Source organism: Pseudoalteromonas luteoviolacea (assembly GCF_001750165.1).
Classification (GTDB): domain Bacteria; phylum Pseudomonadota; class Gammaproteobacteria; order Enterobacterales; family Alteromonadaceae; genus Pseudoalteromonas; species Pseudoalteromonas luteoviolacea_G.
On the sequence record NZ_CP015411.1, the window covers coordinates 1,862,299 to 1,885,124 of the forward strand.

Genomic DNA, 22,826 nt, shown 5'->3' on the forward strand with positions numbered 1-22,826 from the left:
GCAAGGTAGGTTAACTAATGGAAGGATTTAGAAACTTTGCACGTATTCCCATCGCACTAAAAATTTTTGTTGTCGTTGTTTTTGGTTTATTAGCGCAGGTTGCGACTTTGCAACTATACACATTAAAGCAAACGACAGACAGCCATTTAACCACTCGTATCGATGAAGTAAAAAGCTTATTTGTTCAGGCTAAATCTGCTATTGAATTTATGAATGCACAGAACCGTTTAGATGCGATGGAAGAGTATTTAAGTTTAATGAAGACGCACTCTGAGGTCGCTTTGGCTTTGGTACTAAATCAGTATGGCGCGGTTGAAACAAGCACCAATCACCGTTTTGTTGGTACCCCGTTAGGAGGGGTTGCACAGAGTTTTGAATTAAAGCCTGAATGGTCAAAACTAATAGCTGAAGCTTTATCTTCATCACAAGATCTGACGCTTTTTGACCAAAAATCAAAAATGTTGGTGCTAATTGGGTCAGTTTCCAATACCAAGCCAAATAATCCGTCGAAATCTTTGATGATTTTGGCTGATTATTCAAAAGCATCTAGGTATATCCATAATTCGACCATGCACGCCTTTACACCCCTGTTCGTGATCATGTTGGTCACTGCCTTACTTGTCGCATTTATATTCCATGTTGCTATTCAGAAGCGCTTACAAAAAATCTTCCGCCATTTTGACACTTATAATTCAGAACAAGATGTGACACTGATAGAGATTAATGGCATGGATGAACTTAGTGAGCTAGCAAGGAGAAGTAACCGTTTATTCCAAGAACTAGCAAGCAGCCACGCCGCGACAAAAGAGCAAAAAGATTACTTTCAGGCATTGTTTGAAGGGATAACAGATGCCGTTGTCATTGTCGATGAAAAGGGCAGTATTTTAGATCTTAATCATGTTGCAGAGTCTTATTTAAGCGCTCAATTACAACCTCTCGCGCACTTTAACTCGCACTTTAAGTTGTCTCATTTTTGTGATGATGAACAGTTATTAAGCTTATCTATTGAGGCTGAAAGAAACCAAGGCAAGAGCGTCAAAAGCTTTTGGTTATTTGAAGATAAGTGGCATGCAATCAACTTGTCAGTCACCAAGCTCAATATGAAAAAGCAGACTTTGGCCTGCTATTTGGTTGCGTTCGTCGACCAGCAAAAAGAGTTCGAATTGAACTTACAGCTACAACTCAGTGAGCGTAAGTTTTACTCTATTATTGAAAATATTCCCGAAAGTGTCTTTCTGCTGCAAGAAAATACGGAAGTGGCTTACCTCAACAGCCAGTTAAAACGGTTTTTATCTATTGATAAGTCGATCAAGAACGCAGAGCATTTATTTCAAGCTTGTCCGAAAAACATCGCTGATTTTATCTCACAACGCATGGACTCGGTGATGAGTGGCGAAAGCTATATAAGAGAAGAGGTACATTACAAGCACAAAGGGGAAACGTTTTATAGTGCCATTACCTTATTTCCTATTGTTAAAAGATCTGACCGCAAGTTTGCCATGGCTGGGGTTATTTCTGATATTACTGCGCAAAAGAGAACAGATCATACATTACAACAGACTCAAAAAAGGCTTGCCGGGCTTGTGAGACATGCCCCATTGGCAATTATTGAATGGGATAAGTCATTAACCATTGTATTTTGTAATCAAGCTGCATCCAGTTTGTTTGGTGTTGGGCAGAACGAACTTGTGGGCAGTAATTTAGCTGAAGTGGTGACCTCAGAGTTTAATACCGAGTTAGAGAGTTATTTGTTAAGTACCGTCTCAAATGAGTCATCTGCAAAGCAATTGATTGCTATTACAGATGCACAGGGGCAGCAAAGAGTGACAGAATGGCAAAGCTTTATGGTGTTTGAAACCCAAAATGAGCCGCCTCGATATGCGTCTTTAGTATCTGACATTACCATGTTGCACGAGGTTATTGAGTCTTTGGAATTAAAAGAGGCAGAAAAAGACGAAGTGTTGCAATCAATGGTTGACCCTGTGATCACCATTAATGATAAAGGACAGATCTTAACATTTAACAAAGCAGCGGAGGTTGCGTTCCAGTATCAAGCAGGGAATGTTATCGGTAAAAATGTCAAAATGCTTATGCCTAATGAATTTGCCAAACATCACGATACATTTATTTCAAATTACATGACAACAGGCCACAAGCAGGTCATCGGAATTGGTCGACAGGTTGTTGGCCAGCGCGCAGACGAAAGTGTTTTCCCCATGCATTTATCAATCAGCGAGCTGCCGCTGATGCCAAATGGCGTAAGAAGGTTCATTGGGAACTGTGTTGACCTGACCAATATCAAAGAAAAAGAAGAGCAGCTTAGGCGCTCTATGAAAATGGATGCACTAGGCAAATTAACAGGTGGTATTGCACATGATTTCAATAATTTAATTGGTATAATGCTGGGCTATAGCGATATTGTGCTAATGCAACCTGAGCTTGATGAAGATATCGCAAGCCATATCAAAGCGATCATAAAAGCAGGCGAGCGTGCAACTAACTTAACGCAGAAACTGTTGAACTTTTCGCGCAAGGAAAGTGAATTAACAGAAATATTTTGTTTGAATAATGCGCTTGTGGATAGTCGTCAGCTTTTGGAAAAGTCACTCAAAGCTGACGTCCGATTGGTGTTTCAGTTAGCTGAAAAGCTTCCCAATGTCAGTGTTGATAAGCATGACTTTGACGACATGATATTAAATTTGGTTATCAATAGTGTGCATGCAATTGAAGATGCCGGGACAGTGACCGTTTCAACCCAGACCCAACTATATCAAAATGACTTGATCGGTAATTCGCCAAGTCTCCATGTTAGGTGTGATGTGGTAGACACGGGCACAGGTATTCCTGATGAATATATAGACAGTATATTTGACCCGTTTTTTTCGACAAAAGGAGACAAAGGCACTGGTCTTGGGCTGAGTCAAGTGTATGCTTTCATTCAACGGAGTAAGGGGCAGGTCGAAGTAAAAACGAGTGAGCAAGGGACGCAATTTTTAATCTACTTCCCTGTGGTGGATTATAAACCCTCTCAAAATCCCCATGTTGAAGTTGCATCCAGCCAAGCTGAGCACACGCCGTTTAAAATTATTGTGGTAGACGATGAATTATCGCTTGCTGATGTCGTTGCTAAGTTGCTCCGACAAGTAGGGCATCAGGTGGACATTTTTGATAATGGGAGTGATGCACTTCAGGCTATGGCACATACCCAGTATGACTTAGTCATTTCTGATGTACTTATGCCTGATTTAAACGGGTTCAGTCTAGCTAAAAAAGCAGTGGAAAGATGCCCAAAAATAAAAATCCAGATGATAAGTGGCTATGTAGATGTTGAACAAGTTACCGATTTTGATGGGAAACTATATGACAACCTCTTAAGAAAGCCTTTTCGACCGCAAGAATTACTTAATCGAGTTGCTCAATTGTGTTCAGAATAGCTCTGGTTTATTGGAACTGAAGTCAATATTAGTATCGGCCTCTGGCACCGATGTTTTCTCCATTGCGAAGTACTTTTCTGTTTGCTCAATGACGTTTGTTAGGTTTGTCTTGAGTAGATCCATTCTCGGCTCAAGGGCACTGAGTTTTTTGGCCTCTTTGGCAATGAGGTTCGCGATGAAAAGCTCTTGCTCTTCGGTTAAATCGAGAATATGAAAACTGGAAGAAATCTGTTGATTTAAATCGTTTGTAACATCAAGTATTAAGCTTTTATATTCGTCAGAAATACTTTGTAAAGAGCTTATTCCACTGGTGATGTCCAAAACAATTTGCTCCATAGCTTGCTGACGCGCCAAATCTAACAATTTGGACTCAACCCCTTCAATAATCGCGACAGAAATATCTTGAATGGCGCCGCTTTCTTCTGGTGACTCTGGCATATTCTTGATTAAGAAAGAGACATTTTTTTCATTAACAATTAGACGCCTACCAAAGTGATGTAATCTGCCTTTGGAGCGAAGTAATTCAAAAATATTTTGCTCAATCGGGCTTATTTGTGACTCATTTGGACCATAAAATTGCATACTGCCTTGGTTTATCATAATGCTACTGAGCATACCTAGCTGCTTCATGGTAGAAAAAAACTGGTTAACGACTTGCTGTTGGTTTCTGCATTGATTGAGTAATTTAAAAAATTGCATGACCAAGCTGTAATGAGAGGCTTGCTGCATTGAAGACAGAGCGAGTGTGATGGACTCTTGTTCACTGGCTTTTAAAGTGGTTTGTGACTGAATAAATTCACTGACCTTTTGTACTTTGGTGACAAGCTCCTTCATCTGGAAAGGTTTAGCAATGAAATCATCAGCGCCTACGTCAAAGGCACGTAATCTCATATCTAAGTTGTTGTATCCAGACACTAAAAAGACAGCACAATTTGTTGTAGATAACTCAGTTTTAATTTTTTCACATGCAGCCAAGCCATCTATACCTGGCATACTAATATCCATTAAAACGACTTGTGGTGTGAAATGTTCAAGAATGTCATAAGCTTGTGTCGCCGAGTCTGCTTGTTCGCACACAAAAAAAGGTTTTAAGGCGGCGGTGATCATATCCCTTACAGCTTGTTCATCGTCAACAATAAGCACCTTAGCTTTGTCTGCCATAGCGCACATACCCCTAAACTTAGCTTTATATTGCAATTAATTATCTTGACTATCATCAGCATAGTGTACAACCGAGACATATGCTAAGTATTTAGTTCTACTTGGGGCCAAGGATTTAAGTTGCATGTGCAAGAAGGGCGGGGTTTTATGCGATAAAGGTTGTGTGGGTGTACAATCAATTTTGTGTTTTAATTGACATAAGCCTTTAGAGAGTGAGCACTTTACAGGCTCACTCATCAGTTATATTAATAAGGCAATTGACCACCGTTATTGATGAATGTGGCGTACTCTTGCCACAGTTCATCTACACCTCTGCCCAAAGTCTGCTGGAAAGCGGCATCAAAAGACCAAGTGTAATTACCTAAATCTTTAGCTGCTTTATTGAACTTATATAAAAAGTCAGCATCGTGTGTCACGCGGACATAATGCAAGAAGAAACCCGTAGTGGTGTAGCCACCCAGCCATTTTTTAGGGTCGGTCACATTAGGCGTACGAGTTTTGTGTAGGCCTTCACCAATTCTCACTGCATCAGCAAGCCCTTCAGTATACGCCCAGTAGGCTTTTCCATCTCCATAGTTGTCGTGAGTCAGTGGAGAATTGTTATATCCATGTGTTACCTCATGAGACAAAATGCCGTCGATTTCATCGCGAATAGCTGCATCTGAGTTACCACTGTCACGGTAAATTTTCTCTAGGTGACTGGTGCTTACAACAATGGTCATTTCGCCAGAGCCATCTTGTCCCATCTTGTATGCAACAAACTCATTGCCCCAATGATCTTTCGCTCTAAGCTCAAATTGCAGGTTTCTAAAACGATTTGATTCAACCGGGTCGCGATACAGGATTTTAGCCACATCAACACAGCGATTGGCCATATGTCCAGCAGGATCTGAGATGATACGTTTGAATAAAATGGACCCTTGCGTTTGAGGATCTACATCGACAAAGTTTACTTGTGGCTTTTTCCATTCTCCATTTGGTGGAGTGGTTGTCTCTTCTTTTATATTAATGGTGTAGCTGGTATTAGAGTATCCATATACGGACACATACACATCGTTACCTTGTAAGGTGCATGACTCATTGGCATCTGGCGTTGTGCTGCTACAGTCAAATACTTGTGTGGTTGGTTGAGCTGCGTTTCTCATGTACAGATCGGCATCACCCGTACCAGAGGTTGTTGCAATGATTTTATTGGCAACATTAAACGGGCCAAAGTGCTGCCATTGACCTGCGTTTAAGCTATTGCTTTGCGTGATAGGTAGGCTACTTGGTGGCGTTATATTTTCGGCAAACATCTCGATTTCAGCGATTTGCAGTATGTTTGCGCCATTGGTTGATGACACATCTACTTTTACAAATGCAAAGCTTTGTGGGTTAGCGACCGTGAATTGCTTTGTTTGATAGCGTGCATTGAAAGATTGGTTATAACGCGTGTCGAGTACCACCCAGTTAATGCCGTCATTTGAACCTTGCAGCTGCCAGTCTTGCGGGTCACGACTTGGTGCATCATTTGCTGAGGTGATGCTGTAAGAGGTAACTTTTTGTGGCTGTGAAAACTGATAGCTTATCCAACCTGAAGATGAAAAGGTCAACCATTTGCTGTAATTATTGTTATCAAAGGCTTTGGTTTTCTCTTCAAAAGTGCCATTTTCACCGGATGCGGATATGGCATTTGGGTCATCAGAAGTCAGATCCGTTTGCGCAGCCGCCGAGGTGGAAAGTAAAGCACCAAGCAAACAGGCTAGGCTGGTTTTTTTTAGTGAACTTTGTTTTATTTGCGTTTTCATATATTCAACCCTGTATCGTTCCAAAAAAATTTGATTGTGGCTAGTCCCAATATTGTTTGGCTCGTTGTTTATTTTATTTTTTTGCTCGATTCATAATTGCCAAAAAAATTGGAACGGTTTAAATGATTGGTTGTATTTTGAACTTTGTCAAAGGTTTTTTACAATTTTATAACTGAGATGTGTGGATTGTGAGCTAATTGACGTGATATTTGGAATTGTTTTGCGGTCTTCTGTGTGTTTTTTGAACTTTTTTATTCTTGTTTATTGATATGAAAAGTATATATTTTTCATAGGGGTAACTCTGATACCATTTTACAGTGCGCGGGATAATCAATAAAATGAAATCACTAACTTAGAGGTAGCTGTTGCTGCTTTGATAAAATGAAAAAATTACAGGAGTGACCTATGGCTTGCGTAATTGAGCGGGGAAGTATTGACGAGCTCATGGAGATTGAAAATCAAATTCCTGAGTTTTCGACACCAAAAACAAAACAGCTTATAGAAACCCGCTTACAAGGTAAAAAAGTATTGCTGCTGGTTGCGAAAAGAGATGGCAAGCCTATCGCATATAAGCTTGGGTACGCCATCGAAGAGAAACATTTTTACAGTTGGCTCGGTGCGGTTGTGCCAGAGTTTAGAGGTGAGGGTTTCGCTCAAACATTGTTAAATGAACAAGAGCGGTGGTGTAGGGCTTCGGGTTTTGAAAGTATCACAGTTAAGTCGATGAATAGATTTAAAAATATGCTAATGATGCTATTAAAAAACAATTATAGAATTGTGGCGTGCCACCCACTACAAGATGGCACAGACAGTAAGATTCACTTTTTAAAGACGCTATAGATTGTTATGAACGTCACTTTTGGGGGGCCGCATTTTTTTCAAAAAAGTAATTGATAAATAAAGCGGCACAAATAATGCTGCTGCCTAGCGATAGTGACAACAGATCTGCTTGTCGATTCCAGATGATGATGTTGACTAAGACACCTGCGGGGATCAAGACGTTGTTCATAATTGCTAAGTTACCAACGGAAACCAGTGTAGCACCTTTGTTCCATAGGAAGTAGCCGAGCCCCGAGGCGATGAGTCCTAGGTAGATTAATATGCCCCATTGTAGCTCCGTGGTTGGCAGTTTTTCACTGTTGCCAAGTAGTGCATAACTCAGCCCTGAGACAATCAGGGCGCCTAAAAAGAAAAAGCCAAAGCAGGTATGTTGTGGGGGCAAAGGCGCTTGCGTTGGTAGTCTTTTATACAAAACCTGTCCAAGCGCAAAACATAGATTGGCGCCTTGGACCAGCAATAGCCCAAACCAGAAATCTTCATTTATGCTCGCTTGGCGAATAGTAATTGCACCTGCTGTGGCGAGTAAAGCCACGAATAGGTAATGTAGTTGAAGCTTTTTTTCAAGTAAGTCATTAATAACTGTGATGTAAACGGGCGTCATGACGGTAAATAATAGCACTTCAGGTACACTTAAATAGAGAAAAGAGTGATAGTAAAAGCCGTACATTAGACCAATTTGAATTGCACCTATTGCCATCAATGTCAGTGCGATGCGTGCTGATACATTTGATAACTTTGTGAATGGTAAAAAAACCAGGAACGCAATTGCTACTCTGCTAAAAGCTGCGAACCAAGAGTCGACTTGACCCGCGAGGTAAACGCCAATCAAACTGAAAGAAAATGCCCAAACCAAGGTAACAAAAGAGAGATAGTACATAGAATTAAAGTAAATTTTTTAGCTATGGTAAAAGGTCGCAGACAATAAATCGAGCGAAAGGTAAAAAAAGTTAGTTATTAGTCTGAATGAACTGCGGTCTTAGCTTAGTTTATATGAATCATCGAAAAAACCGAACTAATTAACCGTTATAATATGATTTTAATTTACTACCTAATCGCTACAATGAAGTTGTTTTCACATTTATCCCTTTCATGATTACCCATGATGTGTTTAAGGCCACCATTTAATGGTGGCCTTTTTATTTCCGTTTTATTGTTTTTTATTGCTTATCTGGGTCAATGGCGTTTTGTGCTGCCATTACACTTTTGTACATTTTTATTCTCCTTTGTTCATCTTACGCTAAACTTCAATCTTGCATTTTAGCCCCACGTGGCGTGAATGATGTTTCACTGGTAGCGCCTGGTACTGTTGTTAGGAGTTTTAAAATGAAGAAGTTGATAAATATAAGCATTATGTTGGTCATGATAATTGTTTCGGGTTGTGCGTCTATGGGGGCGGGAGACAATGTGCAAAAGCGTGCTCAAATCATTGAGATGAAAAATGAAACGCTTTCTCAATTATATAAAGATAAACCTGATACCCGAGCGCAGCTACGCTCTGCTGTGGGCTATGCTGTATTTTCTAATGCCAATATCAATTTACTTTTGGTCTCTGCGGGTACCGGTTATGGGGTGGTGCAAAATAACCAAACAGGCCAGTTTACTTATATGAATATGGCTGAGGGTGGAGTAGGCCTTGGGTTAGGTGTTAAAGATTATCGGCTGGTTATTGTGTTCCATACCGCAGAAGCACTGGATACATTCGTAAATCATGGTTGGACTTTCGGAGGTAACGCAGATGCAGCTGCAAAAGCTTCAGATAAGGGAGCGGCTATTCAAGGCGAAGTTTATTACGGCAACATGTCAGTTTATACATTAACTCAAAGTGGCCTTGCGCTGCAGGCAACGGTCAAAGGGACAAAATTTTGGCCTGATAAATCATTAAACTAAGGTTGACGACATACCTTACTTAATAATCCTCAGGTCATAAAAGTATTTTTTATAAGTTTTCACTTTTTGTTCTTGTGAGGTGCAGAAGTATTCGCTATAAACAACGTAAGCATATCTAATTATTTTTAGAGGGCAACGTGTTCAAGGAAATTGACGACCTCAGTGATAGTTTAGTTTTAATTGTAGAAGACTCAGCACTGACGCAAAAAGTGCTGGGAGCTTGCTTAGATGGGTTGTGCCGTGTCGAAGCTGTTGACAGTGCCGAAGAGGCTATAAGTTATTGCCTCAAATCTCCCCCAGATTTAATATTAATGGACTGGATCCTAGAAGGAATGACAGGGCTTGAAGCGTGTAAAAAAATTCAAGCTATGGATGAGTTAAATGACATCCCCATTATATTTGTAACCTCCAATACGAATGAAAATCAGCAGGAGCTATGCTGGGATGCTGGGGCTGTTGACTTTTTAGGTAAGCCCATTGTGGCCAGAACATTAGTTAACCGAGTTAGAACCCACTTAAAATATAAACGTCAAACCGACATATTAAAGCAGTACTCCTTTTTTGACGGCCTGACAGAGGTGTTTAATCGGCGCTACTTTGATATGGAGTGTACACGTTTATTTCGGCAGAACCTCAGGCAACAACAGTGTATGTCTATTATTATGTTAGATATTGATTACTTTAAGCTATTTAATGATCAATATGGGCATTTACATGGTGACGATGCACTCAAAGCGGTTGCAAAAGTTGCTGTAAAAATGGTGAACCGACCACTTGATAGTGTATTTAGATATGGTGGTGAAGAGTTTGCTGTTTTGCTTCCTAACACCAGTGAAGAAGGGGCGTTGAAAATTGCGCAGTCGATTGTGCATGCGGTTAGAGGGCTAGAGATCCCTCATTGTAAATCGGAATTTGATGTGGTGACAGTCAGTGCTGGTGTTGCTGTGGGGCAGTATGGTGTATACGACAATGTAGAAGAACTGATCCAAAAAGCGGACGAGTGCCTGTATAAAGCCAAGTCAAATGGAAGAGATCAGGCTTACTTGGTGAAAGAGTAATGAAAAAAAGGTGTAATTAGCTCAATTACACCTTTTTTTTATTGGCTTACATATTAAAGAGTAAGGCCGATACCGCTAATAAACCTACTGTAAGTACAAAGTACGTACTGAGGTTACCCTTGTACTTGTGTAGCGCAGGGACTTTATAAATTGCGATGGTTGGCATTACAAATAGTATCAAAGCGATAATCGGGCCTGATATTGCGCCCATCATGTCTAGAATACTTGGATTAATCACTGCACAAATCCAAATAGAGATGAACATTACGACAACGCCTAGCTTGTCAGCTGCTTTGTAGCTGAGAGAGGTTTGCTTTGTGATTAGTCCGTTAAAGCTTTCTCTTGCTCCTAAGAAATGTCCTAGGAATGAAGAAGTAATGGCAATAAATGCAACCAATGGACCGAGCGTTTCAATAAATGGGTTGTTATATACATTCGCTAAATAAGAAAGCACAGATACATTTGCCTCTTTAGCCTCAGCCATTTGTTCTGGAGTTAGAGAGAAAATACATGAAAATACAAACAACAAGACAAATGCAATGAGCATGAGTGCAGTGTTGCGAAGAATACTCTCAGCTTTGAGTGTAGCTTCTGATTTATAGTGTCTGCGTTGTGTGTTAGCAAAACTAGAAATTGCCGCTGCGTGGCTAAAAGAAAATACAACTATAGGCACTGACAGCCAAAGCGTCTCAGTCAATGAGCCTACATCAGGTGCAGATATTGTCGGAAGTTGCCAATTTGGGATAAGGTATAAAGAAAGGAATAGCAGCACACCCACTAGTGGGTAAACAAGTACCGCAAAGGCTCTGAGAAGCAATTTCTCACCACCTAGCATGATTGCAATCATACCAGCAACAAGTAAACCTGAAAGTAAGACTCGTGGTAACGACTCCATTTCTAATTGGTTTACCATGAAGCTATCAACAGTATTGGTTAATCCGACACCGTAAATAAGTAGTATTGGGAATATAGAGAAAAAGTACAACAGAGATATTAGGCGGCCACTTGTGGCACCAAAATGTTCTTCAACAACGTCGGTGAAATCTGAGTCACTATTTTTTGACGACAATACAAAACGTGCAAGACCTCTGTGCGCTAAATATGTCATTGGAAAAGCAAGTACGGCCATGATTAATAAGGGCCAAAATCCGCCAATACCGATATTGATTGGTAAGAATAAAATACCTGCGCCTACTGCTGTACCAAATAGACTGAGAACCCAATTAGTATCATGTTGGGACCAGCGTGGTTCGCTGGTATTGATAGCATCATTCGCGCCCCCCACTTGTGAATTACTCATACTTGTTGTCCTACGTTTTAGTTTTAATCGCGCGGATGATATATAAATTCACGCATTGATGCATGTTTATTCGGTTTGTTTGAGGTTTTTTTAACCGGTACATATTCTTTGCGGTTAATAAATACCCACATTGGTGATGTTGTTTGGGGAAGAGAATGGCTTTATTAGATAAGGTTATTCGAAGAGGGCGTCAATTTCTTAACGTATGAGCTGTACTTGAATGGGGTGTTTGAGCCAAGTGAAGCCCTCAGTTTACCGTATCAATAACACAGTAAAGCAGCCGGAAGTTTATCATTACGTACTACACAGTGTGTTTGTTATGAGTCATGAAACGACGAGGTTGATGTGGAGAAAATTGAGTCATGATTGGACATGATATCTTACGTTGTTAAATCAAGTGGATATGATTATTTATTTAATATTTATAAATGATGAATTTCTTCATAACTTTTTCAACACATGCCCTTTGTACCTTAATTGTTCCCATAATGAGTGTTAGAATGACTTTGAATTATTAATAGTATTTGCTCCCAAGCGGTTAGTGGAGTTGGGGCAAACTTAAAGTGGGAAGAGTTTATGATGTATTATCTTTTCGTATTTGCACTTGTGTGGTTTTGTTATACGCTCTTTAGCAAAAGTAATTCCTTTTTTGACTAAATGAAGTTTAAATTAGGCGGCAATGATGGCTTATGGTGTATGTAATACTAGAAGCTAAAGTTACGTGCTTTTTGCTCAAGACCTATGGTGATTTTACTATTGCCTATCACTTCTATGGCTACTTAACTGTCAGTTTATTTGTTGCGTATTTTACATTTTCACACATTCCCTGACTGATTCACACACCCCCTTGAACTATGATTTCCTCATCAAACATGATTGGGGAAAACAATGAAAAAATTATTAACTGTATCAATGATCGCTCTATTAGCGAGTGGCTGTGCGCATCATAACAATGTAAGACCATCTCAAGACGGAAAACACTACGTAAACTTAACGTCTGAAACTCGACAAAAAGCGGGCGAGGAAGCATTAGACCAAGCTAATCATTACTGTAGTGAGAATGGCAGCACGCGAGCTTATATTGTCAATGAAACGATAACTTACATGGGCTCGATGCCAGAACAAGAGTACCTAAAAAATAGAAACCTAGCTGAGGCAGTCGAAGTTGCGGGAGCAGGTATGTCAATTTTAGGAGGTGGGCATGTGGATGATCTTGGTACTGCAATGTGGATTGGTGGTGGTATTGCAGAAGACTCAATGGGCGAACCCTACCAAATTAATCTCTCATTTAGTTGCAAATAAATGAGAGATTAATTGAGGTATCAAGAAGCGGCGGCTTTATAAGTCGCTATCGCTATTACATTAATATTATTCGATATTAATAGTGTTTACAGTATTAATAGGCCACACCATTTCACAATTCTATCTATGAATAGAAGGTTTTTATATTTGCTAAATCGCGTTTGGTTGTAACGTTCTTCTGCCTGTCATTAAGTATTTTGCAAGTTTTTATCAAGGGGAGTAGTCCTCGTTTACAAAGCGTATCTGGGGGGGAGTTCACCTTAACAGTCTATAACCATGTACGAAAAATTGGGGTTCAGTACAGATGCGCATGAAGAACGCTACTTGAACGTATGGCAAACAATGAAGGTGATGTATGCACATGCGATTGGTAAAATATATAGCTTGCCCTCAGAAAAATCATTTTGCGAACACGATTTAGCATAATACTTTTCAAAATGAGTTTAAATTTCTAATCAGTGAGTTTGGTTGCTTTCTAGACTGGCTCAGCACCATGTCAGAAAAAATAAAAAGTGTTTAAACCTTTCACAAATTAGCCGCGTCTTAACTATGTAATTATCATATAAAAAGGACAACAAGATGAAAGCTCTCATGATTACAGCGCTGGCATTATCTTCACTTTCTGTGTCTGCAAATCAATATTACTCATCAGATTATGAATTTGTAAAAAGCACCTCTTTGACATTATCAACCAAAGAGGTTGAGCAATTTAAAATCGATGCAGGCGCGGGTAGCCTGAAATTGATAGGAGAAGACACTGACAAAATTAGCGTTACAGCCGAAATTTTTCAGTCAAGCGAAGGGGGGGATTATTGCTTAGACCTGTCCCAGCATGGAAAAAAAGCTTTGCTAAAAGCCAATGTGTGCCATAACGGGGTTAACAACACTTTAGTTCACCTCTCAATTACCGCGCCAAAAAATCTAATTACGCAGATCAAAGACGGCTCAGGTTCAATTGATGTGTCACATGCAAGTGTTAAGCGCATAGATGATGGCTCTGGTTCGATTAATATTATGGATAACTTTACTTCTCTTGATATAGATGATGGTTCTGGCAGCATTGAGATTTCGAGTGTTCAAGGTGAATTAGATATTGATGATGGCTCAGGCAAAATCTTAGTTGAGGATATTCAAGGTAATGTATGGATAGAAGATGGCTCGGGTAAGGTGGTCGTTGATAACGTTACAGGTAAAGTGTCTGTTGATGACGGCTCGGGTAGTATTTCTGTGCGTAATGCACAATCGTTCGAGTTGATAAATGATGGTTCAGGCAGTGTAAATTTGAAGAATATCCGTGACCAACAAAACTAATTTGATTGTTTGAACTGTAGTCGCTCATACCTGAACTTACGGCAAAGATGAAGAGGTTTAGGCTTCATTTAACTGGCAGTTATGAGCGAATGGTGCCGTTCTACAACCTCACCTTTTCACATATAAGATTCTTTGTTTTTAAAAAAAGAAACAATTTCATCCATTCTATGAACAAACTTAGTTTGGCTTGTGCGCTGCGCCTTTGATTATAGTCAACCAGCATTTACCTGTTACACGGGCTACAACATAAAATCTTTTTACCGAATGGTAAATTAATTAAGATTCAGTGTTAGTTAGCACGGTTTTTGACTCGGTTATTTCTCATCCCATAAGAGAACCATAAACGGCGAACGGCAATACCAGCAAGGCATTTTCAGTAAGAAAAACTGGGAGAACTGTCGGCAGTCAATGGTAGAAATACGACTTTCAGGTTTAATTTAAAACTATACAGCAAATCTTACAGGGCAAAGTAAGCCTTAGTTATTTTATTCTATGCCGCAGGTATTGCCCTGCGGCGCTATTGGTTCTATTTTTCTAATCCAAATGGGTCATCTATGCTATAACTTGGCTCTGTAAACCATTTAGGTCCTGACTCAGTCATGTAGAAATGATCTTCCAAACGGACACCAAATTGTTCTGGGATCACCAACATCGGTTCATTTGAAAAACACATACCCGCAGCCAATAACTGTGGATTGTCTTTAACAAGGTAAGGCTGTTCATGAATATCCAAACCAATCCCGTGTCCTGTTCGGTGCGGGCAGCCTGGTAATTGATAATCTGGCCCTAAGTTGTGTTCAGCAAAGTAGCTCCTTGCGGCATGATCCACGTCACCACATGTTGCCCCAATTTGGGCCGCATTGAAGGCATGCAATTGTGCTTGTTTTTCGTGGTTCCATATTTTTCTTTGGAAATCAGTTGGCTCGCCAAAGACGTAGGTACGGGTAATGTCACTTAGATAACCGTGCAGTTTACAGCCCGTATCAATTAGTACAACATCGCCTTTTTTCAGTGTTTGAGGCTCCTTTACACCATGTGGAAATGAAGAGGCTTTACCAAATAAAACAATACAGAAATAGCTACCTGAAGCGCCTACTTTTTTGTGTGCTTGTGCTATGAACGCTTCGACTTCAGTGGTTGTGATGCCTTCATGTAATATGGACGCTGCGGCTTGTTGCACTGCCAAAGTCATATCCATAGCACGTTGAATTAAGGCGATTTCGTTTGCTGATTTGTGCATCCGACAGTGACTGGTAACATGATGTCCATTAATGACATTCAAGAGTGGGTTAGCTTTATTGATCCCATCGACTACAAAAAAAGCCGTACTTTCATCAATGGCTAAAGTGGCATTTGGCGATATTCCGCACTCTGCGATTGTTTGCCCTAAAAGTTGATAAGGGCATTGCTCTTCTTGCCAAGCATGTATTTTCCCTTTCATGACTTGATATTCGCTGATTGTGCCGAGTTCAAAAAATGGTGCAATAAAACAAACCTCGCCCTGTGCAGGCAGTAATGCACCAACGAGCCGCTCACTGGCAGACCATCCTAATCCTGTAAAGTATTTTAAGTTAGTGCCAGCATTAAGGAATAAAGCATCGATTTTATTAGCTTGCATGTAGGCCTGTGCTTTGGCAATACGAGTTCGGTAGTCTTCTTCGATAATGGGTTGTACCCCTGAAGTCATTGAGTTGAGGTTATCAAGTGCTGCTTGTTTTGATTGAAAGCCTATACCTATCATAAATGTATCCTATGTCGTTATTATCGAGTACTACTGAAAACGCGTGATGCTGTAGGGGGTAATATCAAATACAGTTGGCTGATTTGCAACCATATTTGCGATGAGTTCACTGGTGATCGCGGCTTGTGTAAGCCCTAAATGTTGGTGCCCTAACGCAAATAGTATATTGGGGTGTTCTGGAGCTTTGCCGATAACAGGTAGTGAGTCTGGTAAAGAGGGTCGTGCTCCCATCCAGTAACGGCCTTGTTTTACTTGGGCAAAATCTTTGAGCATAGCTTTAGCATGGATAAGTAATGAAGCAGCTCTTGCATAAAATGGCGGGCTATTAAGACCTGCAAATTCAACAGTACCAGCGAGGCGAAGCCCGTGTTGCATAGGTGTCATAATAAACTGGCGGTCGGCTGAGGCTACAGGTCGGCTCAATGCATGCGTACTGAGCATATTATGATAACCTCGTTCAGCCTCTAGTGGCAGCCTATAGCCTAATTGTAAGCACAGTTGCTTACTCCATGCACCAGTGCAAATCACTACTTTATCAAAGTGAGCAGGGGGGCTAACTGTATCAGTTGTCACGATTACGCTTTCATGATGCTGTAAGTTGGTCACGGCTTGTTGTATGAACTGTCCCCCCAAGCGAACAAACTCCTGAAAGAGGGCATTTGATAATTTATAAGGATCAGGCGTATGTGCTGCATCTCTGAAAAGTAAGGAGTAGTTAATTTTATTGTGTAGCTGAGGCTCTAAGGCAAGTGTCGCTTCTTGGTCGAGTAGTTCAACGCTAACGCCTTTTGATACATAGGCCTGATATAGCTTTTCTATCTCATCATAATCGAATTTCTCAAAGGTAAGTAAGCTTCCATTACGCTTTATATATTCGTCAAAATTGCCACCCAAGAGTCGTTTGTAGGCATCGATTGCTGCATGGTTTAGGGCTTTTAAAGCCTCTGTGTTTTTGTGGTATTTCAGTGTTGGCATATTGCCACAAAATCGAGCAAACCAAGGCAGTGCTTTTGCAAAATATCGCCAATCTATACGTAGAGGACTTAGTGTATCAAACAACATATTTGGTAGTTTTTTAAATAGTGTTTTGTCGGCTAAAGGAAATACTTGTTCTGTGGCAAAGTGTCCTGCATTACCCATAGAGCATTGCGTTCCTACTCCGTTTGGATCGAACAGGTGAACTTGATGCCCCTGACGTTGTAATTGCAAAGCATTACACAAGCCTATTATGCCTGCGCCGATGACAGCAATTTTTTTATTTTTAGTCATATTGTTGTACTCATTTTAAATTGCATTTTTTGATTTCCTAGCAGCAATATTTTTTTGGTTTATCTAAATCTATATTTTTCAGTTGTTTAGGGAGCTTTGGCATGTGCTTTAATCAAGGTTACGATTTTCCTGTAAATTGTAAATTGTATATTGATTATTGTATACAATATACCTATAGTAAAAAGCAAGAATGATAACAGAGGAAAAACCATGAACGTAGATTGGCAAGGGGTGTACCCCGCAGTGACTACACAGTTTAACGAAGACGAGACAATTAATTTTGAAACCACGAAATCGATGATCAATTCGCTTATTGAGGATGGGGTGCATGGGATAATTGTGTTAGGTACTGTGGGTGAAAATTGCTCTTTACGTGCGGATGAAAAACGAAAAGTTTTACAAGCAGCTAAAGAGGTTGTCGCCGACAGGGTACCGTTACTTTCAGGCGTGGCGGAAACCACAACCTCACTGGCTGTGGAATTTGTTCAAGACGCAGAGGAAATTGGTGTTGACGGATTTATGGTCCTACCGGGTATGGTCTATCGATCAACAGAGCGAGAAGCTGTTCATCATTACCAACAAGTAGCAAGGGCTACAGCATTGCCCATTATGATTTATAACAACCCGATCACCTATGGTGTAGATGTTTCTATCGAAGGTATGAAGATATTGGCGCTGGAAGAAAATATTGTTTCCGTGAAAGAGGCAACAGAAGATACACGCCGGATCAGTGAGCTACGGTCAGCATTGGGTGAGCGCTTTGTCATTTTTGGTGGCGTTGATGACATCGCATTGGAAAGTTTGATGTTAGGTGCAACAGGTTGGATTTCTGGTCTGACGAACGTATTTCCTAGGGAGTCTGTGGCAATTTATAAACTGGCACAGCAAGGAAGGTACGAAGAAGCCACTGAGCTTTGGCGTTGGTTTTTACCTTTGCTGCGCCTAGATACTGTGCCTACTTTGGTGCAATGCATTAAATACGCTGAGCAGCTAGCGGGTCGCGGCAGTGAAAAAACGCGTTTGCCACGTCTACCCCTTACTCAAGACGAAAAAGCTTATGTGAGTCGTATATATGATGACGCGATCACTCACCGCATTGATCTTAAGAAATTTAAACTTGATTAAGGGTTTCATACATGAACAGGGGGACATTTTTTTGTATTGATGGCCACACATGTGGCAACCCTGTGCGCCTTGTTACCAGTGGCCACCCCGCGCTTCGGGGGGCCACAATGGCTGACAAGCGACAGCACTTTTTAGCTGAGTTTGATTGGATACGCAAAGCCTTGATGTTTGAACCGCGAGGCCACGATATGATGTCAGGTGCTTTTTTATATCCGCCATGCAGCGAAGACGGTGATATAAGCATCTTGTTTATTGAAACATCAGGATGCTTGCCTATGTGTGGGCATGGCACAATTGGAGCGATCACTTTTGCACTTGAATTGGGTTTAATACACCCCCAAGAAACAGGCTTGGTGAAAATTGACACCCCAGCAGGGAGAGTGGATGCACAATATAAAATGCGTCAAGGCAAAGTTGAGTGGGTTCGACTTGTCAATGTGCCTGCATTTTTGGCACATACAAATGAGAGCATTCATATTGACACGCTCGGTGAATTAACCATTGATATTGCATATGGTGGAAATTTTTACATTATTGTTGAGCCTCAGGGAGATTTTAAAGGGATAGAGAGTACAGACGTCGACACGTTAATCAAAATGAGCCGCGAGGTACGAGATGCCGTAAATGCGACCATCGAGTGCATACACCCTGAATCAGCCGATGTACGCGGCGCAACTCATGTACTTTGGACTGGTAAACCACAAAACCTTGATTCTACCGCTGCCAATGCAGTGTTCTACGGTGACAAAGCCATTGATCGTTCACCCTGCGGTACTGGCACCAGTGCGCGTATGGCACAGCTCTTTACTAAGGGGCATCTAAATCAGCAGCAGGACTTTGTTCATGAAAGCTATATAGGTAGCCAGTTTATTGGCCGTGTGGAAGAAGTCTTAGAGATTTCGGGAAAGTTGGCAATTCGTCCTAGCATACAAGGTTGGGCCGTACGCACGGGTAAAAACTGCATAACGGTGGATGACGATGATCCTTATGCGTTTGGTTTCCAAGTAATTTAGCGATGCTTTTCAAACTTATCAATAATTGGGGTTAATAATGACATTAAACGGACAGAGTTATATCGCAGGAGTTTGGCAACATAATCAGCATAGTGAGATCTTTAACGGCTTTTGTCCTGGTACCAATGAAAGCCTACCTTCGATTTTCTATGAAGCCACGTTGGAGCAAGTCAACCAAGCAACAGCGTCAGCTGAACTTGCATTTAAAGCATATCGCCGAGTCTCTGAGCACCAAAGAGCACGCTTTTTAAACACCATCGCAGATGAGATAGCCGCCCTTGGAGATGTGCTTATTGAAACGACGATGTTAGAAACTAATTTACCGCGTCAGCGCCTAGAAGGGGAGCGATTGCGGAGCATTAATCAGCTTCGCGCTTTTGCTGACGTGTTGCTCCAAGAGCTTGAACCTTTGCAATTAAAGTGTGTTGATGACAGTGATGAAACCAGATTGCCGATAGCAAAGCCTAGAACGGCTTTAACCCATATTCCTATTGGTGTTGTTGCAGTATTCGGCGCATCAAATTTCCCATATGCATTTTCGACTCTAGGGGGAGATACTGCTGCGGCGCTGGCGGCTGGCTGTCCTGTGATAGTTAAAGCGCATCCAGCGCACCCTGCAACCAATGAATTGATGACCAAAGCCATTGATGGAGCCATTAAGCAGTGTGGGATACCGAATGGGGTATTTTCTATGCTCCAAGGACGTCAACATCAGCTTTCTCATCAATTAGTGAGGGCGCCAAGTGTGAAAGCGGTTGGCTTTACAGGGTCGCTCTCGGCTGCAACTGCGCTGTTAAAAACTATAAATGATAGAAAAGAGCCCATTCCGTTATATGGAGAGCTTGGCAGTGTAAACCCGCAAATTGTTTTGAAAGGACAAGATGTTCCGCAAAAAGTAGCTTTGGCGAAGCAGCTTGTTAATTCAATGTCCATGGGCCATGGTCAGTTTTGTACGAGTCCTGGTGTATGGTTTGTGCCTGCTGAAGATATCGATTTTGAGAGCTCTGCGGTGAATGCGATTGAATCAGCCCCTTCTGATACATTGCTTACACCGGGTATTTTGCATGCATTTATAAAGCGCACTGATGCTTTATTTAAGGATCCAAATACGACTTTATTGGCCAAAGGCAAACTCAGTAAGCAATACCATGCAGCTGTACAGCTTTACACATGCAGCGCTGATGACTTTGCGCAAAGTAAACAACTACAAGAAGAAGTATTTGGTCCGTGTGCTATTTTGGTTAAATATCAAGACGAAGCAGCGCTAATGCGTGCAATTTCAGCACTTGATGGTCAATTAACAGCGAGTGTTTATGGCAAAATTGACGATTTCCATATACAAGAGGAGTTAATTGAATCGCTGCAATACAAAGTGGGGCGTCTAATTTATAATCAAGCACCGACGGGTGTAGAAGTGTGTATGTCTATGAATCATGGAGGGCCTTTTCCGTCATCAACTGATGTAAAAAGTACATCTGTTGGTACGAGGGCAATATTACGCTTTTTACGTCCACTATGTGTACAAGGTGATATCTAACAACAGTCTTTTAGCCAAGCTTATCTATTAGAGGCTTGGCTATCACGCTTAATACAAAGATAAAAGGTGGCCTGCGTGCATTTTAGATTTAGCTACGTATAATGTAAGTCACTGTAAATTTTTGATTAACCCCATGGCGATTGTACATAAAACTAGAACTCAACTTGTTGCCGAAGCGATTAGAGATAAGATTTTAAGCGGAGAGATAAAGGCAGGGGAGCCTTTGCGTCAAGCAGCGCTAGCGGAAGAGCTCAATGTTAGCCGTATTCCCGTGCGTGAAGCTCTGTTGCAGTTAGAAGCAGAAGGATTAGTTAATTTTGAAGCCCATAAAGGAGCAACAGTAACCAGTCTCAGTGCCGAGCAGATCGATGAGATATTTGATTTACGTGCTTTGCTGGAAGCAGAGCTGCTTAGGCATTCGGTGGTTCATCTAACCAATCGCGACTTGCTTGAAGCTGAAGCTATTTTAGCCGATCTTGAAGATGCCATTGCCGCTGGAGACTCTCAACTTGCGACAGGTAAACTGAATTCGGAGTTTCACGATAAGCTTTATTCAAAGGCTGCTCGGCCTCAAACAAGAGAGCTGGTTGCGGTGTACAGCAAAAACTCTGAGCGTTATGTACGTATGCATATTCTGTTGGCTGGTGGCATTGATACTGCGCCAGAAGAGCATCGTAAGTTACTACAATTATGTAGAGATAAAGATATTGACGGCGCATGTGATTACCTAAAGCATCATATTTTAAGTGCCAAAGGCGGCATAAAAGCGCTGCTTCTAAAACTCGAAGAAGATGCTTAACTAATAGGCAAGCCATTTATCTCAGCTTGTTGAGTAAAATGGCTTATCTCCCATCTGTACCGTTCTTCTTTTTATCAATATTATTGCCAAATACCAACACTCATTTCGGATGTAAACCCGGGCCCAAATGCAGCCAGTAAACTCGTTTCTCCTTTTGTAGCTTGTTCAAAGGTGCGTCGCAATACATCTATAACCGCGACGCTGGAAGTATTTCCAGTCTCAGCTAAGCAAGCGCGTGAGTGCTTCACTTTGTCAGGTTCGAGGTCTAAGCAACGCTCCAGTTCATCCAAAATTCGTCGGCCACCGGTGTGGAATATTGTATTGTCGACATCATTTGCATTGACCTCGAGTTTGTCTTGGCAAAAGGACTGAAGGTAAGGGGCGACATGTGGAATGGAGTGCATTACATCTTTATCTAGTGAAAACTTGAAGCCTTTATCTGTTAGTTGGTATTCGATGTATGGCATTGTGTCCTCAATGGTCACACTCTGATTGTGAGTCAATCTTAGCCCCGAAACCTGATCGTCTCCTCGCATCACTACCGCAGCTGCGCCATCTGCAAATAGTGAGTTACTAATAAAGTCTTGTAGACGACCAGCCTCTTTGTGAAAGCACAGCGATGAGGTCTCAACACAGACAATCAAAACATTTCGGTCTGGACGATGTTCACAGTATTCAAATGCACGCCCTATAGCCGACGCACCAGCCACACAGCCTAGTTGTGCAATTGGGATTTGCTTAGTGTCTGCTCTGAGTGATAGTCGATTAATAAGGTGCGCTGTTAACGAGGGCATCATGAATCCAGTGCATGAAGTAGCAATGACCATATCAATTTCGTCGACATTTAGTCTCGCATTGTGGATCGCTTCGCGCGCGACTTTTTCTGCCATTTCAATGGCGGCATCCTGATATACTTTAGCTCGTTGACCGAAGTCGCCCTGTTTAACCACGTCTGTTAAAGGCATGATTAGATGCCTTTTTTTAACCTCAGCATTTTGAATCATGTCAAAAGCACGTTTTTTGTATGGGCTATCCGGGTGACAGATCTCTATAACCGTCATTATGTCATCTGCATTAACTTCATAGTTTGGGTAATAAGTTGCAGGTTTACTTAAAGTTGTCATGATAATTCTCTCCTTAATTGAATGACTTAAAGCAAGACCTACAAGTTGTGTTTTTTATTTCACATTTTTTATAATAAATATTAACTATTGTATTTTTTTGAAATCAACTCATTGATATTAATATATTTATACCCGTTG

The 22,826-nt window shown here is 41.1% G+C and carries 18 protein-coding genes; 11 read left to right on the plus strand and 7 right to left on the minus strand.

Annotated features, from left to right (window positions below):
• Nucleotides 1-17: 17 nt before the first annotated feature.
• A complete protein-coding gene (locus S4054249_RS07960; RefSeq protein WP_046357251.1) occupies nucleotides 18-3,434 on the plus strand; it encodes a hybrid sensor histidine kinase/response regulator in 3,417 nt (1,138 codons plus the stop codon).
• Here the strand turns inward: S4054249_RS07960 and S4054249_RS07965 are convergent.
• Nucleotides 3,426-4,595: a response regulator gene (locus S4054249_RS07965; RefSeq protein ID WP_052961052.1), complete on the minus strand. Its 1,170-nt coding sequence runs from the start codon at nucleotides 4,593-4,595 to the stop codon at nucleotides 3,426-3,428. The genes S4054249_RS07960 and S4054249_RS07965 overlap by 9 nt on opposite strands.
• A 245-nt stretch (nucleotides 4,596-4,840) precedes the next feature.
• Nucleotides 4,841-6,382 carry a basic secretory protein-like protein gene (locus S4054249_RS07970; RefSeq protein WP_046357252.1) on the minus strand — a complete coding sequence of 514 codons (1,542 nt, stop codon included), beginning with the start codon at nucleotides 6,380-6,382 and terminating at the stop codon, nucleotides 4,841-4,843.
• A 405-nt stretch (nucleotides 6,383-6,787) separates the two neighbouring features.
• On the opposite strand from S4054249_RS07970, the gene S4054249_RS07975 reads away from it, so the two are divergent.
• Entirely contained in the window at nucleotides 6,788-7,222 is a 435-nt protein-coding gene (locus tag S4054249_RS07975; RefSeq protein WP_046357253.1) for a GNAT family N-acetyltransferase, read from the plus strand.
• Between the two features lie 13 nt (nucleotides 7,223-7,235).
• On the opposite strand, the gene S4054249_RS07980 is transcribed toward S4054249_RS07975, so the two are convergent.
• On the minus strand, nucleotides 7,236-8,099 hold the full coding sequence (locus S4054249_RS07980) for a carboxylate/amino acid/amine transporter (RefSeq protein ID WP_046357254.1): 864 nt from the start codon (nucleotides 8,097-8,099) through the stop codon (nucleotides 7,236-7,238).
• 446 nt (nucleotides 8,100-8,545) lie between these two features.
• Between S4054249_RS07980 and S4054249_RS07985 the strand changes: the two genes are divergently transcribed.
• Both S4054249_RS07985 and S4054249_RS07990 read left to right on the plus strand, forming a co-directional pair.
• Entirely contained in the window at nucleotides 8,546-9,109 is a 564-nt protein-coding gene (locus tag S4054249_RS07985; protein WP_046357255.1) for a YSC84-related protein, read from the plus strand.
• Between the two features lie 137 nt (nucleotides 9,110-9,246).
• On the plus strand, nucleotides 9,247-10,167 hold the full coding sequence (locus S4054249_RS07990) for a GGDEF domain-containing response regulator (protein ID WP_046357256.1): 921 nt from the start codon (nucleotides 9,247-9,249) through the stop codon (nucleotides 10,165-10,167).
• Nucleotides 10,168-10,213: 46 nt separating this feature from the next.
• On the opposite strand, the gene S4054249_RS07995 is transcribed toward S4054249_RS07990, so the two are convergent.
• Nucleotides 10,214-11,467: an aromatic amino acid transport family protein gene (locus tag S4054249_RS07995; protein ID WP_046357257.1), complete on the minus strand. Its 1,254-nt coding sequence runs from the start codon at nucleotides 11,465-11,467 to the stop codon at nucleotides 10,214-10,216.
• An 888-nt stretch (nucleotides 11,468-12,355) separates the two neighbouring features.
• Here S4054249_RS07995 and S4054249_RS08000 point away from each other — a divergent pair.
• From S4054249_RS08000 to S4054249_RS08005, 3 genes are all read left to right on the plus strand, one after another.
• Nucleotides 12,356-12,769: a hypothetical protein gene (locus S4054249_RS08000; protein WP_046357258.1), complete on the plus strand. Its 414-nt coding sequence runs from the start codon at nucleotides 12,356-12,358 to the stop codon at nucleotides 12,767-12,769.
• Nucleotides 12,770-13,045: 276 nt separating this feature from the next.
• Entirely contained in the window at nucleotides 13,046-13,195 is a 150-nt protein-coding gene (locus tag S4054249_RS26530; protein ID WP_155401401.1) for a hypothetical protein, read from the plus strand.
• A gap of 153 nt (nucleotides 13,196-13,348) precedes the next feature.
• Nucleotides 13,349-14,080, plus strand: a complete 732-nt coding sequence (locus S4054249_RS08005; protein ID WP_052961053.1) for a hypothetical protein — start codon at nucleotides 13,349-13,351, stop codon at nucleotides 14,078-14,080.
• A gap of 526 nt (nucleotides 14,081-14,606) precedes the next feature.
• On the opposite strand, the gene S4054249_RS08010 is transcribed toward S4054249_RS08005, so the two are convergent.
• Together S4054249_RS08010 and S4054249_RS08015 are read right to left on the minus strand one after the other, a co-directional pair.
• The gene (locus S4054249_RS08010; protein WP_046357259.1) at nucleotides 14,607-15,821 is read right to left on the minus strand and encodes a M24 family metallopeptidase; all 1,215 of its coding nucleotides are present in this window, start codon (nucleotides 15,819-15,821) and stop codon (nucleotides 14,607-14,609) included.
• A 30-nt stretch (nucleotides 15,822-15,851) separates the two neighbouring features.
• Entirely contained in the window at nucleotides 15,852-17,090 is a 1,239-nt protein-coding gene (locus tag S4054249_RS08015; RefSeq protein ID WP_046357260.1) for an NAD(P)/FAD-dependent oxidoreductase, read from the minus strand.
• A 210-nt stretch (nucleotides 17,091-17,300) separates the two neighbouring features.
• Here S4054249_RS08015 and S4054249_RS08020 point away from each other — a divergent pair, with 210 nt between their 5' ends.
• The 4 genes from S4054249_RS08020 (at nucleotide 17,301) to S4054249_RS08035 (ending at nucleotide 21,564) form a co-directional block, all read left to right on the plus strand.
• On the plus strand, nucleotides 17,301-18,215 hold the full coding sequence (locus S4054249_RS08020; protein ID WP_046357261.1) for a dihydrodipicolinate synthase family protein: 915 nt from the start codon (nucleotides 17,301-17,303) through the stop codon (nucleotides 18,213-18,215).
• A gap of 11 nt (nucleotides 18,216-18,226) precedes the next feature.
• Entirely contained in the window at nucleotides 18,227-19,228 is a 1,002-nt protein-coding gene (locus tag S4054249_RS08025) for a 4-hydroxyproline epimerase (protein WP_046357262.1), read from the plus strand.
• A gap of 37 nt (nucleotides 19,229-19,265) precedes the next feature.
• Nucleotides 19,266-20,765 carry an aldehyde dehydrogenase (NADP(+)) gene (locus tag S4054249_RS08030; protein ID WP_046357263.1) on the plus strand — a complete coding sequence of 500 codons (1,500 nt, stop codon included), beginning with the start codon at nucleotides 19,266-19,268 and terminating at the stop codon, nucleotides 20,763-20,765.
• A 133-nt stretch (nucleotides 20,766-20,898) separates the two neighbouring features.
• Nucleotides 20,899-21,564, plus strand: coding sequence for a GntR family transcriptional regulator (locus S4054249_RS08035; protein WP_046357264.1), 666 nt, complete (start codon nucleotides 20,899-20,901; stop codon nucleotides 21,562-21,564).
• A gap of 80 nt (nucleotides 21,565-21,644) precedes the next feature.
• Here S4054249_RS08035 and S4054249_RS08040 read toward each other — a convergent pair whose 3' ends face one another.
• Nucleotides 21,645-22,688 (minus strand): type III polyketide synthase, encoded by a 1,044-nt coding sequence (locus S4054249_RS08040; RefSeq protein WP_046357265.1) that lies wholly within the window; start codon nucleotides 22,686-22,688, stop codon nucleotides 21,645-21,647.
• Nucleotides 22,689-22,826: the final 138 nt, after the last annotated feature.